General features: G+C 39.3%; 8 protein-coding genes. 3 read left to right on the top strand and 5 right to left on the bottom strand.

Features of this window, described 5'->3' with window-relative positions:
- Positions 1-84: 84 nt before the first annotated feature.
- The 5 genes from KIH23_RS07885 to KIH23_RS07865 all read right to left on the bottom strand — a co-directional run bounded on the left by KIH23_RS07885 (position 85) and on the right by KIH23_RS07865 (position 11,839).
- On the bottom strand, positions 85-2,904 hold the full coding sequence (locus tag KIH23_RS07885) for an AsmA family protein (RefSeq protein WP_213212789.1): 2,820 nt from the start codon (positions 2,902-2,904) through the stop codon (positions 85-87).
- 112 nt (positions 2,905-3,016) lie between these two features.
- Positions 3,017-5,908, bottom strand: coding sequence for an alpha-amylase family glycosyl hydrolase (locus KIH23_RS07880; RefSeq protein WP_213212787.1), 2,892 nt, complete (start codon positions 5,906-5,908; stop codon positions 3,017-3,019).
- Between the two features lie 52 nt (positions 5,909-5,960).
- Positions 5,961-7,145 carry a hypothetical protein gene (locus KIH23_RS07875; protein WP_213212785.1) on the bottom strand — a complete coding sequence of 395 codons (1,185 nt, stop codon included), beginning with the start codon at positions 7,143-7,145 and terminating at the stop codon, positions 5,961-5,963.
- A gap of 17 nt (positions 7,146-7,162) precedes the next feature.
- The gene (locus KIH23_RS07870; protein WP_317197028.1) at positions 7,163-8,716 is read right to left on the bottom strand and encodes a RagB/SusD family nutrient uptake outer membrane protein; all 1,554 of its coding nucleotides are present in this window, start codon (positions 8,714-8,716) and stop codon (positions 7,163-7,165) included.
- Between the two features lie 21 nt (positions 8,717-8,737).
- Positions 8,738-11,839, bottom strand: a complete 3,102-nt coding sequence (locus KIH23_RS07865; protein WP_213212782.1) for a SusC/RagA family TonB-linked outer membrane protein — start codon at positions 11,837-11,839, stop codon at positions 8,738-8,740.
- Between the two features lie 230 nt (positions 11,840-12,069).
- On the opposite strand from KIH23_RS07865, the gene KIH23_RS07860 reads away from it, so the two are divergent.
- The 3 genes from KIH23_RS07860 (at position 12,070) to pgmB (ending at position 15,286) form a co-directional block, all read left to right on the top strand.
- Positions 12,070-13,095 carry a LacI family DNA-binding transcriptional regulator gene (locus KIH23_RS07860; protein ID WP_213212781.1) on the top strand — a complete coding sequence of 342 codons (1,026 nt, stop codon included), beginning with the start codon at positions 12,070-12,072 and terminating at the stop codon, positions 13,093-13,095.
- A gap of 165 nt (positions 13,096-13,260) precedes the next feature.
- Positions 13,261-14,619: an MFS transporter gene (locus KIH23_RS07855; protein ID WP_213212779.1), complete on the top strand. Its 1,359-nt coding sequence runs from the start codon at positions 13,261-13,263 to the stop codon at positions 14,617-14,619.
- 10 nt (positions 14,620-14,629) lie between these two features.
- Positions 14,630-15,286: a beta-phosphoglucomutase gene (gene pgmB, locus KIH23_RS07850; protein ID WP_213212777.1), complete on the top strand. Its 657-nt coding sequence runs from the start codon at positions 14,630-14,632 to the stop codon at positions 15,284-15,286.
- The last annotated feature ends 20 nt before the right edge of the window (positions 15,287-15,306 follow it).

Genomic DNA, 15,306 nt, shown 5'->3' with positions numbered 1-15,306 from the left:
GACAAAGGTAAAAGTCTCGGTGTAAAATAGAAATTTTTACGCTTGAATCTTTATTTATTGCTGCGTTTGCTTTTGTGGCGTTTGTCAATGGGTTGATGAAGAATTTGTACTGGGCTCCGGTTGTACTATTTGACCTCCGTCTTTAATTTGCTCCGATTGAGGCGTGTCTTGGTATGGTGTCTCTTCAATATCCTCGCCCTTTCGGCCCAATTTTACTTTTGGCGCATCTTTGGTTCCGGTTATTGTGAGCGGAATTCCGATGATGCCCAATGGCGGTAATCCGAGACGCATTTTGATATTGAGTTTGCCATCAAAACTGGTGGTACCTTCAATGCGCGGCCTAAAGCCCGAAACTTTAAACTTGAATCGTTCAATGGTGATGATATTGTTTTTAATCGTGGTTTTGATGTCAACTTTACTCAAATCAGGATTGCGAATGGCATCGGTGTGGGTTTTATCACTCACAGCTCCGAACATTCTGAAACCGCGCATTTTTACTTGTCTAACCGACAAGACACCTCCACCTTTAATCGAAGGATAAATGGGTTGCATATTGCCGTCGAGTTTGCCAGAAACAGCATAATCTAATGAAACTTTTCCTTGGGCTTTTTCGGCCGCTGAAACCATCTCGCGAAACATCTTGATTTCATCATAAGCGCGTTTGATGTCAAAATCTTCAGCTTTAATTTTAAAGTCAAAGGCAGCGCGCGTGGGTGTTTCGCTCACATAAGCAGCATTCATATTCACCGGACAATCAATAATGCTGAAACCTGTATTTTGGAGTGAAAGTTTGCTTTTGTTGACCGATAGATTTCCGTGTGATTGGGTCAGGTTTAATCCTTGAAAATCTACTTGAGCTGCATGAGCTGTAAACTGTAAATCAAAATTCGGTGGAATCACCACCACACCGGTTTGTTGGGCGGCCGGCGCTTGGGTGGTTGATGTTTTAGTTGTGGCTGATTCACTCGTCGTTCCCGACATGAATTCATCTACCTTAATATAATTGGATGTCAAATTGAATTTTCCTTTGAGCACTTCGCGATCAGACAACACAAAATTGATGACATTTTGCAAATAACCATCCATCTTAAAATCAGATGCTCCGTAAGCCGCCATGAAATTATTGAAAAACATTTTGTCTTGCTGAAACTTAAATACACCTTGATTGATGACAAAAGGTTTGGGTAAATATGCGCTTTGGGTTCTGATGTTTTTGAGTTCAAGCGTTCCGCTATTCTGAAGTTTGTTGTAACGACCGGCTACGGCATCGCTTTGCGTTCCTTTAAAGGCTACATCAGCTTTGACAAAACCTTTTACATCAAGGCCTTCTATCGGAAAAACCTTGTAAACACGCGCCAAATCTACACTGCCTTTGGCTTTTAGATTATAGGCAACATCGTCAAAATTTTTAAAACTAGCTTTTAGATAAAACGGTTTACCTTCAAAATTAAACGAAGCCGGATTGATGATGAGTTGGGTTTGCGCAAAAGTTCCGTTGCCGTTAAACAATGAAGCCAACAAGTTGATATTGGTAATAGGTTTTGGATAATATTGCGTTTGAATGCGCGCATTTTTGAGCAAAACAGTTCCTTTAGTCACCGGAAAAATCGATTGCTCTTTGTTGTAGACGCCTTTTGAAATAACATTCATTTTGAGCAATCCGCTTAAATCCATGTTTTGTAAACCGGCGGCTTGATCGAGTTTTTTCAAATCAAGCGAGGCTTGCAGATTGGCTTCTATAACCGGCTTTTTGAGCCCTCGCGCTTTGACAATCGCTTTGAGATAGTCTTTTCCGACATTAAAAAACAATGAATCAACACTTACCTGAATACGGTCAGGATTCAAAGCCGGAATCTTGGTGTCAAAATTCAAGAAAATGTTCGAAAGCGGATATGGTGCATTTTTGTATTCTATATGCCCATCGCGAATTTTCATATTGAAATTCATATCAGGACTTTTGTTTTGCGAGGCGATGTATTGCCCTTTGAGCGAAAGACCGATATCAGTAGAGCCTTTGACTTTGGTTTTCTCGAGCCAAGTAACGTATTCGGGCGGAAGCGCGGTAAAGAAATCATTCAAACGACTATCGGTTGATTTGATACTGAAATCCATGTCGTAACCGTTCTTGAGAAAGTCAAATTTGCCCGTAAACTCAACCGGAAGTTTATTGATTTTGAGGTTGTTTTGTTCAAAAACAAACGCCAATGAATTAGTATTGATTTTGGTAATTAGGTCGGCTTTGACCTTTTTGTTCAGTAAATATTGTTTGTGATCGTAGGTCAAGTTAAGTGAATCTATTTCGGCTTCAGTATATATATCAAAAATGGCTTGGTCTAAATCACCTTTACCAATATAATTAAAACCTTTGGCATCAACGAGCATTTTGACCGATTGGTCGTTGTAGATGAGATGGCTGTCTTCAATAGAAATTTTCTCTAGCTTGAGCGAAGTATTTGAATCTTTGCTGGTGGGCTTTTCGGCTTCTGAAACATAAACATTATAATTTGCTTCGCCTTTTTCATTTACATGAACATTCATCAGCGCATGCGAGAGAAAGATTTTATCAATTTTGACCGTGCTGTCAAAAATCAAACTCTTGACGTTGATCCCGAAGGCAATCTCACCTGCCGACACCAAAGTTTCGTTGCGATAAGGGGCCGACCCATTGAGTTTAAAATCTTTGAGCGTCAGGGTCAACGATGGAAAATGATTGAAAAAAGACAACTCAGCTTCTGAGAAGTTGAGTTCTCCATCTAGTTTTTCGTTGGCAAATTTCTTGACTTCCTCGGCTACTTTGCCCGGAAACAAAATAGGCAACAAAAACATCAACAATAAAATACCCAAAAAGGTAAGAACCGTAATCTTGAAGCCTTTGACTATTTTGCTCTTTTTTTCTTTTTCCATGACACAAAGGTAAGATTTTACTTGTGCTGAAAAAATATTAGACCTTGATTTACAAAAGAAAAACCTCCCAAAAGGAAGGTTTTTCAAAAATAAAATATTAACTAACTCTAACTTACTCTTTAATCAGACGTGTGGTTTTAACTCGCCCAAAGTTATCGGTTATTTTAACCAAGTAAATCCCCGTTTTGAGTTCCGAAATGCCAAACTGTTCTCCGCTTGCTTTAGCTGAAAACTCTTTAACCATTTGACCGGTAATTGAATATACTTGTGCTTTTGTGATAGCTGTATTTACTTGGAAATAATCTTGTGTTGGGTTTGGATAAACGGCAATGGCCTCTGAAATGTCAATAGCGTCAACACTCAAAGTAGAAGCCTTGTTACCAAATACTCTGAACCCGCCCGGCTCAATGCTGATACTCATATTGGTATCTGTTACATTAAATGAGGTGTCATCCATCATATTATACCAAGTTCCAGTAAATGGAAATCCGCCGGCTATATTATAAGTGTTGTTGGTAAAATTGGTCAACACATAAACATAACTTAAATTAGAAGTCTGAGTGGTACTGGTCCAAATATCGAGACGCGGATGCCCGATAGAGCTAAAATTCCAAGCATAAGAACCATTTTCAAAAACATTTTCGGTTTTCTTGAGGTTGATGAGTCGCGCCCAATTGTTATAAATAGCGCTTCTATTGGCATTTCCTAACCAGTTATCAGTCCATTGAGGCTGTGGTTTGGTATCGAGTTTACAATCCGGATTGCTGAATGAAACATTGCCATTATTACATGTCCAGAGTGATTTTTCCCAACCTAATTCACCAAAATGCCAAATCATTTTAGGCCCAGGAACTAGGATATGAACCGCGCCCATAGCTGAGGCTCTCAAAAGTGCTTTATTCAAATCTCCTTGAGTTTGACCCGTTTCTGTAGTAGCTTTGTATAGCACACGCTCTTCATCATGACTCTCGGCATAACCTACAAAACGTTCTGAAGCATCGGCTATTCCGGATAAATTGGTAGCATTACCTTTAACCAAATTCGCGTATGCATCAGTCATTTTACGCCATTGCATGATTCCTTTTGTGTTACCTGATTTAAGGTAATTGGCCCATTCAACTTCTTCATTGTATGAACCTCCTGTTCCCAAGTGCTCAAAAATCACAAAGAAGTTCGGATCTAATTCCCATTGTTTATCTGCATACCATTTGAGCTTAGCTACACGATCAGCTTGGTAGTTATTGGTACAAGCATCTTGTCCTCCAGAAACATTTGACGGACAAGCATTGGTAAACCCTTTGGTTAAATCCCAACGGAAACCGTCAATTTTATATTCTTGAATCCAATGTCTGATGGTTCTGGTTACATAAACATTGGTCAAATTGTCTGGTTCTCTAAAGTGATTCAAATCTGTACCCACGTTGTATGAGTGCATGGCTGCTTGATTACAGTATGGGTTTTCAGAGGTTACACCGTTGTCCCAACCGTCACCATCGGTATCAGTCATCCACATACGCACCAGAGGTGAACGCCCAAAAACGTGGTTCAAGGCTACGTCAAGAATTACTGCAATCCCATTTTGGTGACACAAATCAATGAACTCTTTAAGTTTAGCTGGTGGCCCATAACGTTTGTCAAGTGCCATGTGATAAACGCTGTTGTAACCCCAACTCATATTTCCTTCAAACTCCATCACCGGCATGAGCTGAATTGCATTTACTTTTAAGTTTTTGAAATAATCAATACGATTGATTAAATCTTGATAGGTTCGGTTGGCGTCAAAGTCACGAACCAACGCCTCATAAATGACTAAGTCTTTCTTTTGCGGTTTTACAAAGTTGGTGGTAGCACTGCTCCAAGTATAATTGTAATATGCGTTTGGTCCGGTTTGCAACACAGATACCTCGCGTTCTTGTCCTGTTGGATAAGACGGAAGGCCCGGATAAACCCCTAAAGATGCAATTTCGGGATCGTCAAAAGGCGACAATACCAAAGTTGAAAACGGATCGGCTGTTTTGACAATGGCAGGAGAATTGGTTGGACGACTGGTTACATCACAAACCCAATATTGAAACGAATATGCTTGATCAGGTGTTAAACCTGTAAGTTGCAACCAAAATTTACCCGAAGCCGGGTCTTTTTTCATGGCATAACTTCCGTTGGGTTGCCAATTGTTAAAGCTTCCGGCTACGTATACAAAATCCTTAAATGGTGCATTGAGTACTAAAGTTGCTTTGGTAGCATCCGACGGATCGTAATTGATGCCGTCTTCAAGAGTGCCTGATGGCATGGCCTCAGAAATAGTTCCCGGATTAATAATTACCGAAAACTTTTTAACTTGAACATAAGTTCCTTGAGTTACTTCTAGTTCATAGTTTTGATTTTGGGTGATTCCGGTATGGCTAAACGAGAAAAAAGAAGTGTTCGGTGCAGTACTGATGCTCACGCCATTCGCCTTTAAATTATAACTCGCTGCACCGTTGGTATTAGAAGCTTGAATAGAAAGATTTGAACCCGAGTTGAGTATCGTGGCACTATTGAGCGCTGGTGAAATCAAAGTAGATTGAAAAATACCAACATTGAAAATAAAATCAGAACAAGCCGTTGGTTTTTTGAGTGTTTGTGAACCGGTTGCATTTCTGAATACCATACCCATTTTGGTAGCTCCAGATTGTTGAGCTGCACTTAAATTGAAATAAGTACTTGGTGTTAAGGTCATGCTCCAAGTTCCGTTACCGTTGTTGGTCATGAGGCCAACACCGTCGTCCTGACCCCAGTTTCCTACTACTGAAAAACCAAATGCATTAGCATCATTCCCAATACCGGCATGCATGTATACTTTGGCCGGATTGGTTCCCATGGTATTACACGTAGCACTAGCAAATGAAACCGTAATGGTAATTTGATCTGTCACATTAAACGAAGTCGGAGAAATAGTTACTTGTGACGATGCTACCATGGTAAACATCGCTATAAACCATGTCAATAAAAGATTCTTTTTCATATGAATTAAGTTAAAAGAGGCTGCCAAATGACAGCCTTCTTAATTTGATTTTTTAATTAGGACTAACCTTGAGCGTATAGGAATATTGTCTTGGAACACTTAAATCTAATTCAATATCATACTTGGTTTTTGTGTTGTCATTTACATAAGTCCCCGGCGCTTTAACAGAACCTGTATTATCAATAGGTGCTGCTGAGGTGGTTAATGCATTTGAATTTGAAACACTTGCTGCACCCGTACCTACTAAAACAGCGGCCACAGGACTTGTATTGCCTGTTTTAAAACTAAATTTTCTACCATCAATTAAATTAAGGGTGACTTTCCATTTTTTAGTTGAAAAATCATAATCCATAGGCGTTGTAGTTGAGAATCCAAAAGTTTTGGTTGCGTTGCCGAATATTCCAAAAACATTGGTGCCCGAAGCATTGTTGAACGGCAAAATCTTATAGCTGCTGTCTTGTCCATTGACTGTTACAAAATAGTGACCTGCAGTGGGTACGTTGTATGAAGTAGTTCCTCCTGATTCAAGCGTTCCGGAATTACCGCCACTGATACCAAATACAGTTGCAGAGGCAAAACTTCCGCAAGCATCAGGTTGATAAAATTTATAATCACCCGCCTCAAGATACATAAAACCTTCATAATCTGTATTTGTCGTATAAGCCGAGGTAACAATTTTTGCAGAGCTTTCAGGGCTAGCTCCTGTTTTTACCAAGGCAAAAATCAAAGGATCTTTAGGATAACCTTTAATAGCAACCGTAATCGGATTTGAATATTGCACGATGTTGTTGTTATTTTCTTCGTTATTGCCTAACAATGATCGAATTCTAAAATCAATATTCATCGTTCCGCAATTGAATGAAGGCAATTGATTCATCCAATTATTGACTTCTGAATTCAAGGCCTTGTATGTTCTGTTGTTAGGATTTTCGGGTGTTACCCAATTAAACACAACAACATTTTTTCCTTCACCATCGGGAATAAAAGGAACATCGTGATCTGAGATGATAATTTGATAAGTTGATGCCGTAGAAACGCCATTGTTGGCTTTTTCCCAATCGAGCTTTATACAACTGTTTGCATCAATGGTTGGATTTAACTCAGAAGGAGTTACCACGGCTGCATCTTTACGCAACAGAAGTCCCTGCGCACTGGCTACCGGGTCGGTATCGTTTTCGCATGAGACCAACCCCATGAATAAGCCCGCAAAAACTGAAATAATTGATATTTTTTTCATTTTGTGAAATTTAAATATTAATAACCCGGATTTTGGGTAAGGTTTGGATTAACTTGCATCGCTTTAAGCGGAATTGGAAACAAATCATAATGATCCGGAATTGCTGTTCCTTCGGCGATACCGCCCTTCCAAGGCCATAAATACGTACCACCTGTGAATCTTCCGTAACGAATTAAATCTGTACGTCTGTGCCCTTCAAAGTTGAGTTCCCTAGCTCTTTCGTCTAATATAAAATCTAAAGTCAATTGACTTGCATTGATCGGAGTTGCATGTGATCTATTACGAATATCATTGACATATCCGAGTGCTTCAGTAGTACTTCCGCCGCCACCACGTAGAACACATTCTGCATAAATCAAATAGGCATCGGCTAATCGATAAAGAGGAAAATCGGTTCCTGAAAACTTAGTAGCAGCTGCCAATGTTGTCTCAGCATTGCTATTTCTAAACTTAGTAGACGGAAAACCATCTGACCATGTTTTGTAATCATTCATTACAAAACTGTGACCATTGGTCCAAAACAAATGAGCGCGATCATCAGTAGAAGCTGAAAGATCTGAAGCGCTTGAGCCGAACAAACCATACCAAGCACTGGTAGCGCGGTGACCACCCCATCCTTCGGTAGCTCCAAAGTCGGCAATAGTCATCGTGTCACTGCTCAAACTGCCACTTACCAAATATGTAGTATTCCCGTAACTTTGACTGGTTAAAGGGTCAGCGATTAATGGAAAAATAATCTCGTTCTTAGCTTGACTAACATTGTTGTCTGCAGAAAAAAGGCTTACAAAATTTGGCGCAAGTGTATAACCGCCTTCATCAATTACTTTTTTGATTTGAACCAATGCGTCGGTGTATTTTGGAGTTCCAGTATATACTTCAGCGTTCAAATACAATTTAGCCAACAACATTCTGGCAACCGCTTTATTGGCTCGACCATACTCATTAGTTTGTGGAAGCGAACCCTGAACAGCCAATAATTCTGACTCTACAAAAGCAAACAATTGTTGACGAGTTGCTTGAGGAGCTGGAACTGAATTCGAAGTATCTTCTGTAACCAAAACACCTTTACCAAAACAATCAATTAGATAATAATACGCCAGTGAACGCAAGAAACGCAACTCGGCAATATACTGCTCTTTATTGTTCAAGCTCACATTATTCAATACTGAGATTAGATTATTACACTGAGGCACTGTGTAGTATACACGGTTGTATAAATATCTGAAAAACTTATTGTTTTCATCCCAATCAGTACAAGTTGTCAATTGGTCCAGACCATTATCACCCCAACGATTCTTCATATCGTCAGCGGTAAAGTCTTCTAAATTGATAATTCCGCGTAGAAACGGTGATTCACCGGCATCATCCCCTGGGGTATCAGTATCACCGGGTCCATTTGCTCCTGACAATGCAAATGAACCATATATTTTAGAAACCAATCCTTGAATAGCATTTGGATCACGTGTAAGCAATTCTTCTAATGTCAATTCATTTTCTGGATCAGTATTCAAATCTTGTGTACAACTATTCAATAGTAATACTACAAAAAATAATCCTGTAATTAATTTCATTTTTTTCATAAGGCTATTTTATTAAAAATCAAGATTAACACCTAATGTAAATGTTCTTGGTCTTGGATAGAATGTTCTGTCAATTCCACTAAAGTTCTCTGGATCTTGACCTGAATATTTGGTCAATACAAATACATTATTCACAGAAGCAGAGATGCGCAAAGTCGATTTTTCGATAAATTTCTTGATCTTGTAACCTGCAGAAATATTATCACATCTCAAGAATGTGGCATCTTGCAACAGATAATCACTAAACGTCGCATTACCTTGAAAGTTTTGGAATAGTGGGTTTGCAGCTCCGTTATAAAAATTTAAAACATTATTCAAACTTGCTGCATTCTGTGGAATAGCACTTTCAATGTAACCATTTGTCAATGTTTTTAAGTTATAAATTTGCCCTCCGATTTGACCTCTAAAATTAGCTGCAAAATCAAAGTCTTCAATAGTTATCGTGGTATTAAATCCATATGTCCAATTAGGACGAAGAGCAACATAGTAACGATCATCATTGGTGATTTTACCATCGTTGTTACGGTCTACATAAGCTCCGACAATAGGTTGCCCGCTGGTATCGTATACTTGCTCATAAACCCAAGCAGAATAAGGCTGATGCCCTACTGCTGACTGAGCCAAGAAAACCCCAGTTTGATTTAAACCAGTATCTTTATCTTGAACTTGAGTAACTCCTTCCAAAGTTTTGACAGTATTGTATGTATAAGCGATATTACCACCTATGCCCCAAGTGAAATTTTCTTTCTGAAAAATCTTAACATTGAGGGCAGTTTCAAAACCTTCGCCTTCTATAGAACCTACATTGCTAATGAATTCTGAAGATGCAGTGCTTTGACCCGGTAATACTGGAACAGTAGCTAACAAATCATCTGTTTTACGCTTAAACACATCTACAGAACCAGAGAGGACTCCTCGTTTAAAAATTTCGAAATCCAACCCTAAGTTGTATGTAGTGGTTTTTTCCCAAGTGATGTCAGGATTATAGGGTCTGGCAGTATAAGTTGTGTAACCAGGCAAATACTGTCCTGTGTTAGAACCTATTTGAAAGAAAGGCCTAGTTGGGAAATACCCTACAGCTCCTGTGATTCCTGCTTGACCTGTTTTACCCCAGCTCGCACGCAATTTTAAATCTTGAAAAAAATCAACTTCTTTCAAGAAAGATTCTTCTTTTACTTTCCATGCCAAACCAACCGCTGGGAAATAACCCCATCGTTTGCTTGGTAAAAAAAGTGAAGTACCATCAGCCCTTAATGTTGCTGTCAGCAAGTATCTGTTTTTGATATCTATATTTGCTCGCCCAAAAAACGCCTGTAAGTTCAAAGGTAAATAATAGCTATTGTCTTTGTTTTCAGGGTTAATTTCAGGTGTTCTTATGCCTGTGCTTGCGTCATATATGTATTGCTGCTTGTTCCCTTCAGTAACAAAATTCTGATATGAATAACCTGCTTGAGCATCTATGCGGGTTATAAAACCCGATAAATTTTTGGTGTACACCAAATAGGCATCCATCGTTTTATTGGTTGAGGTTTGGTTTTCTCCAAAGTTCAAACCTGGATTAAAAACATAACTAATATTCGGATCAGTTCCAGGAATAGTTTTATAGGTAGCCAAAGAATTGTCTGAAAAGAATTCGGCAATTCTAGAAATTGAAGCATCAATACCTAAATTAACTACCGCTCTTAAATCTTTCAAAAACCACATTTTATAATCGAACTCAGCATTTCCTAAAAATCGCGTTACACGTTCAGGTCTGGTTCTTTGTTGTAACATTGCCAACGGATTATAGGCTCCTGTTAAATTATAATGAGAGTTTCCATTACTATCTGTTTCTAAAAGCGTCTCTTGATAATAACCACCAAAGCGATTATTTAGAACATTACCATAAATTGGTTTGGTCGGATCCATACTTAGCGCATTCCCGATAGAGCCATTGTCATCAATAGCATTTTTATCAGAATATGTTCCTTTGGCATTGATATCCACTTTCAAATCATCATTCAAAAACTTAGGGGTTAACTTAAATGAATACGAAAACCTCTGATAATCGCTCGTTTTGACTACCCCTTGTGTGTTGTTGTATCCCAATGAGAATCTAAATGGAACTTTTTTATACAAATTAGCGCGAACACTAAAGGTATGGTCTGTTGAAATAGCCGTTCTCATGATGGCATCCTGCCAATCAGTGTCATACAGTATCCTTCCTTCAATTTGCGGGGTTGACAAATCATCTAGAGCGACCGAGTTTGGATCGTCAATCCCTAACTTATTGGTTTGTGTTGGAAAATATTGTTTGATAAACCTAGTGTAATCCGAAGCATTCATAACATCTAAAGTTTTGGTCACTTTAGATACTGAAACACTTGCCGTGTAATTAAACTGAGGCGCACCGGAAGTTCCTTTTTTAGTGGTAATCAAAATAACCCCGTTTGATGCACGAACACCATAAATAGCGGTTGCTGATGCATCTTTCAAAATGGAGAAACTCTCAACATCACTAGGATTAACCAAAGTAAATGGGTTACTAACACCCGCAGGATTTAAATCACTGATTGGAACACCATCAATAACAATCAACGGGTTGTTGGTTGCGTTCAACGAACCACCACCGCGAATACGAATATTTGGTGCCGAATCAGGTGCACCGCCGTCATTGGTAATTCTTACACCTGCAGCTTTACCGGCCAATAATTGATCGGTTGAAACAATAGCTCCTTTATTAAAATCTTTAGAAGTAACAAGAGCCACTGAACCGGTGGCATCTTTTTTCTTTGCAGTACCGTAACCTACCTGAACCACAACTTCTTGCAATTGGTTTGATTCTTCTTCTATGACTACATTTAGTGTGGCTTGACCTTCATAAGTTAAGATTTGTTCTTTGTAGCCAATGTAAGAGAAAATAATTTTGTCTCCTTTTTTGATTTTGACCAATTTGAACTTACCGTCAAAATCGGTCTGAGTACCCATTTGAGTACCCTGAATCATTACATTTACTCCCGGCATCGGCTGTTTTGAAACCTTATCGGTAACAACCCCTTCAAGCGAGGCCTGAGCCAAAACACTCAGCGGAAGCAAAAGCATAAAAAATAACAACTTAGTGTAAATTGTTTTCATACATTTTGTTTAAGTTAGAATAAGTTTATAAAGCTTGCACTTTACTTCGAAAAGTTAAATTTAAGTAAAATTTTCAATTGCCTTTCTACACAGCTGTTAATTGTCCAGCCGAAAACGTTTTCGTGTTGAAAACTTTCGGGTTAGCTCAATTTTTTATGGATAAAATTTCGATAAACCAAAATTAAATATACCTTTATTCAGAAAACAACATTCGCCATTAAAAAGCCTTTATGAAGAGAAAAGTTACCCTGAAACAAATTGCCAAAGAGCTTGATGTTTCTATTTCAACCGTATCAAAATCTCTGCGTGACAGTCCAGAAATTAGTGAAGATACGAGGCAAAAAGTACAGGCTTTTGCCAAGTTATACAACTACAAACCCAACTTGATTGCACTGAGTCTGAAAAACAAAAAAACCAAGACCATCGGCATCATTATTCCTGAAATTGTACATCATTTTTTTGCAACGGTCATCAGCGGAATCGAACACATAGCCAACGAAAGAGGATACAACGTAATTGTCTGTTTATCAGACGAATCTTTTGATAAAGAAGTCATTAACATGGAGATGCTCGCCAACGGAAGCATTGATGGTTTTATCATGTCATTATCAAAAGAAACCCAACACAAAAAAGACTTTCATCACATTACTGAAGTCATCAATCAAGGTATGCCCGTGGTGATGTTTGACCGCGTAACCAACGATATTTTGTGTGATAAAGTCATCATCGATGATAACTTAGCCGCATACAACGCCGTTCACGATTTAATCAATAACGACTATAAAAAAATCGGATTGATTACCACAGTTGATTATGTGAGTGTTGGAAAATTGCGTACCGACGGTTATCTCAAAGCGCTCAAAAGCAACGATATTAAAATTGATGAAAATCTGATCATCAAAATCGAAGACATTGAAAACTGTACCGAGCCCATTGAAGAACTCATCGCCAGTCAAAGGCCCGAAGCTATTTTTGCCGTGAATGAACTCTTTGCTGTAACGGCCATCAAAGCCGCCAAAAAGCTCAACATCAAAGTTCCAGAAGAATTAGCCGTGATTGGTTTTACCGACGGAATCATCTCAACATACTCTTCGCCAAGCATCACTACGGTGAGCCAGAACGGCATCAAAATGGGCAACAAAGCAGCGCAAATGCTCATTGAGCGTTTAGAATCTGAAGAAGATGAAGAGCACTACAAAACCGAAGTGATAGAAACCCATTTGGTATTGCGAGAATCTACGCTTCCGCTCAAATAAAACTTGACATTACTGAATGTGAGTGCGTTAATTTTTCACTTTTATTTTCAGTAATCAAAATATCCTTTATATTTACACCCGCTATCAAAGCTTGTACTTTACTTCGAAAATAAACAACAAGTTTTGATAAGCCCAGCGCTTATCGTTCATTTTTTAAATTACGATATGGAAAAGCGTAGATTAAGTTTCTGGGAAATCTGGAACATGAGTTTCGGCTTTCTCGGCATCCAGTTCGGATTTGCACTTCAGGGTGGATATATGTCCAGAATTTTTCAAACCCTCGGAGCAGAACCGCACGATATTCCCGGCCTTTGGATAGCCGCTCCGCTCACAGGACTCATAGTACAACCCATTATTGGTTACCTCAGTGACCACACTTGGTCTCCGAGATTTGGCCGCAGAAAACCCTATTTTCTCATCGGAGCCATTTTGAGTTCGTTTGCCTTATTTTTTGTTCCGTATTCATCTGCCTTGTGGATTGCGGCCGGTTTCTTATGGATCCTTGATGCTTCCATCAACATCAGTATGGAACCATTCCGAGCCTTGGTAGCCGATAAACTTCCCGACGAACAACGCTCCTACGGATTTATTCTGCAAACACTCATTATTGGTATCGGAACTTGGGTAGCCTCAAATCTACCTTGGATGGTCAAAAAACTAGGCTTTTCAGAATCTTCTAACATGGGAGAAATTCCAGAAAATGTAAAAGTTGCTTTTGGAGTGGGCGCCTTGGTGTTCCTCATCAGTATATTGTATACAGTGCTTACTACCAAAGAATATCCGCCCAAAGATCTTGAAGAATTCAAAACAAAAAAACAAAAAAACAGTTTCTTTTCAGATATCAAAGAAGCCTATCAGTCTATGTCTGGTGTGATGCTCAAATTAGGTATCATTCAGTTTTTTAGTTGGTTTGCTTTCTTTACCATGTGGAGTATGGCTACTCCGGCTTTGACCGAACACGTTTTCAAAGCGCCAGCGCCCATGCAAAACAATTTCAACATGACCGATGCTGCTCAGAAAATCAAATTTGACGAGCTCAACGCAGCTTATCAATCGGCATCAGATTCAGTAGGCTCAGCCATGGGATTATACGGCCTTTCATCCATGGCCTTTGCCTTATTGCTTACCTTTTATTCTTCGCGCTTAAAAATCAACCGAAAATATGTACACATGTTCTCACTCATTGCCGGTGGCGTGGGCTTTTTGAGCATGAGCTTTTTACCGAATCCGTCTTATTTAAACCTGTCATTTATACTCATCGGATTTTCATGGGGCAGTATTTTATCCATGCCTTATGCGATGCTTTCGAGCTCAGTTGATGAAGACAAAATGGGACTCATGATGGGCTTGTTCAATATGTTCATCGTCATTCCGCAAATCATTGCAGCCTTGGGCGGTGTGAATTTATTTTCAAAAATATTTGGCGACGGAGCCATCGCACCGATGCTTTTAGCCGGTTCATCACTGGTTATTGGCGGATTGTGCAATTTCTTGATTACCGACCCAAAAGTTATTAAAGGATAAACCCCAAAACATGAATAAAAAAGCTTTCATATTTGACCTCGACGGCGTTATTGTCGACACAGCCAAATATCACTTTCTGGCTTGGCAAAAAATTGCTGCCGAGCTCGGAATAGAATTCACCCCAGAACACAACGAACATCTCAAAGGCGTGAGCCGCGTTCGCTCATTAGATTTAATTCTCGAACTCGGAAAAATCGAAGCTTCGCAAGCCGATAAAGACCGTTGGCTGGTTCAAAAAAACGAAGATTATCTTTCGTATCTCGTCCATATGAACTACAGCGAAATCTTACCCGGCGTAATGCCTGTATTACAATATTTAAAAGAACAAAATCAAGCCATTGCTTTGGGTTCGGCAAGTAAAAATGCACGCCCGATACTCGAAAAAACGGGCATCATGGAATATTTTGACGTGATCATTGACGGCAACGATGTGAGCAATGCCAAACCCGACCCTGAAGTTTTCTTGCAAGCAGCGCGCAAACTCGGTATCGCCAATGAACAATCCATTGTTTTTGAAGATTCAGTAGCCGGCGTTCAAGCCGCCAACATTGCCGGAATGACCAGCGTGGGCATCGGCGAGCACAACATCTTGCACGAAGCACAATACACGTTTAAAGACTTTACCTATATGGATTTAAGTTTTATAGAATCATTAATCAAAAAATAACCGTCGACCCATCATCGACA

The sequence above is a fragment of the Flavobacterium sp. CYK-55 genome (genome assembly GCF_018413465.1).
In the GTDB taxonomy this organism is placed as follows: domain Bacteria; phylum Bacteroidota; class Bacteroidia; order Flavobacteriales; family Flavobacteriaceae; genus Flavobacterium.
The sequence above is the reverse complement of the archived record's forward strand: the minus strand, read 5'-3'. Positions and strand labels throughout refer to the sequence as shown.

Coding starts and splice junctions, on each gene's coding strand:
- KIH23_RS07885 (WP_213212789.1), bottom strand. CDS start 2,904: ATGGAAAAAGAAAAAAAGAGCAAAATAGTCAAAGGCTTCAAGATTACG.
- KIH23_RS07880 (WP_213212787.1), bottom strand. CDS start 5,908: ATGAAAAAGAATCTTTTATTGACATGGTTTATAGCGATGTTTACCATG.
- KIH23_RS07875 (WP_213212785.1), bottom strand. CDS start 7,145: ATGAAAAAAATATCAATTATTTCAGTTTTTGCGGGCTTATTCATGGGG.
- KIH23_RS07870 (WP_317197028.1), bottom strand. CDS start 8,716: ATGAAATTAATTACAGGATTATTTTTTGTAGTATTACTATTGAATAGT.
- KIH23_RS07865 (WP_213212782.1), bottom strand. CDS start 11,839: ATGAAAACAATTTACACTAAGTTGTTATTTTTTATGCTTTTGCTTCCG.
- KIH23_RS07860 (WP_213212781.1), top strand. CDS start 12,070: ATGAAGAGAAAAGTTACCCTGAAACAAATTGCCAAAGAGCTTGATGTT.
- KIH23_RS07855 (WP_213212779.1), top strand. CDS start 13,261: ATGGAAAAGCGTAGATTAAGTTTCTGGGAAATCTGGAACATGAGTTTC.
- pgmB (WP_213212777.1), top strand. CDS start 14,630: ATGAATAAAAAAGCTTTCATATTTGACCTCGACGGCGTTATTGTCGAC.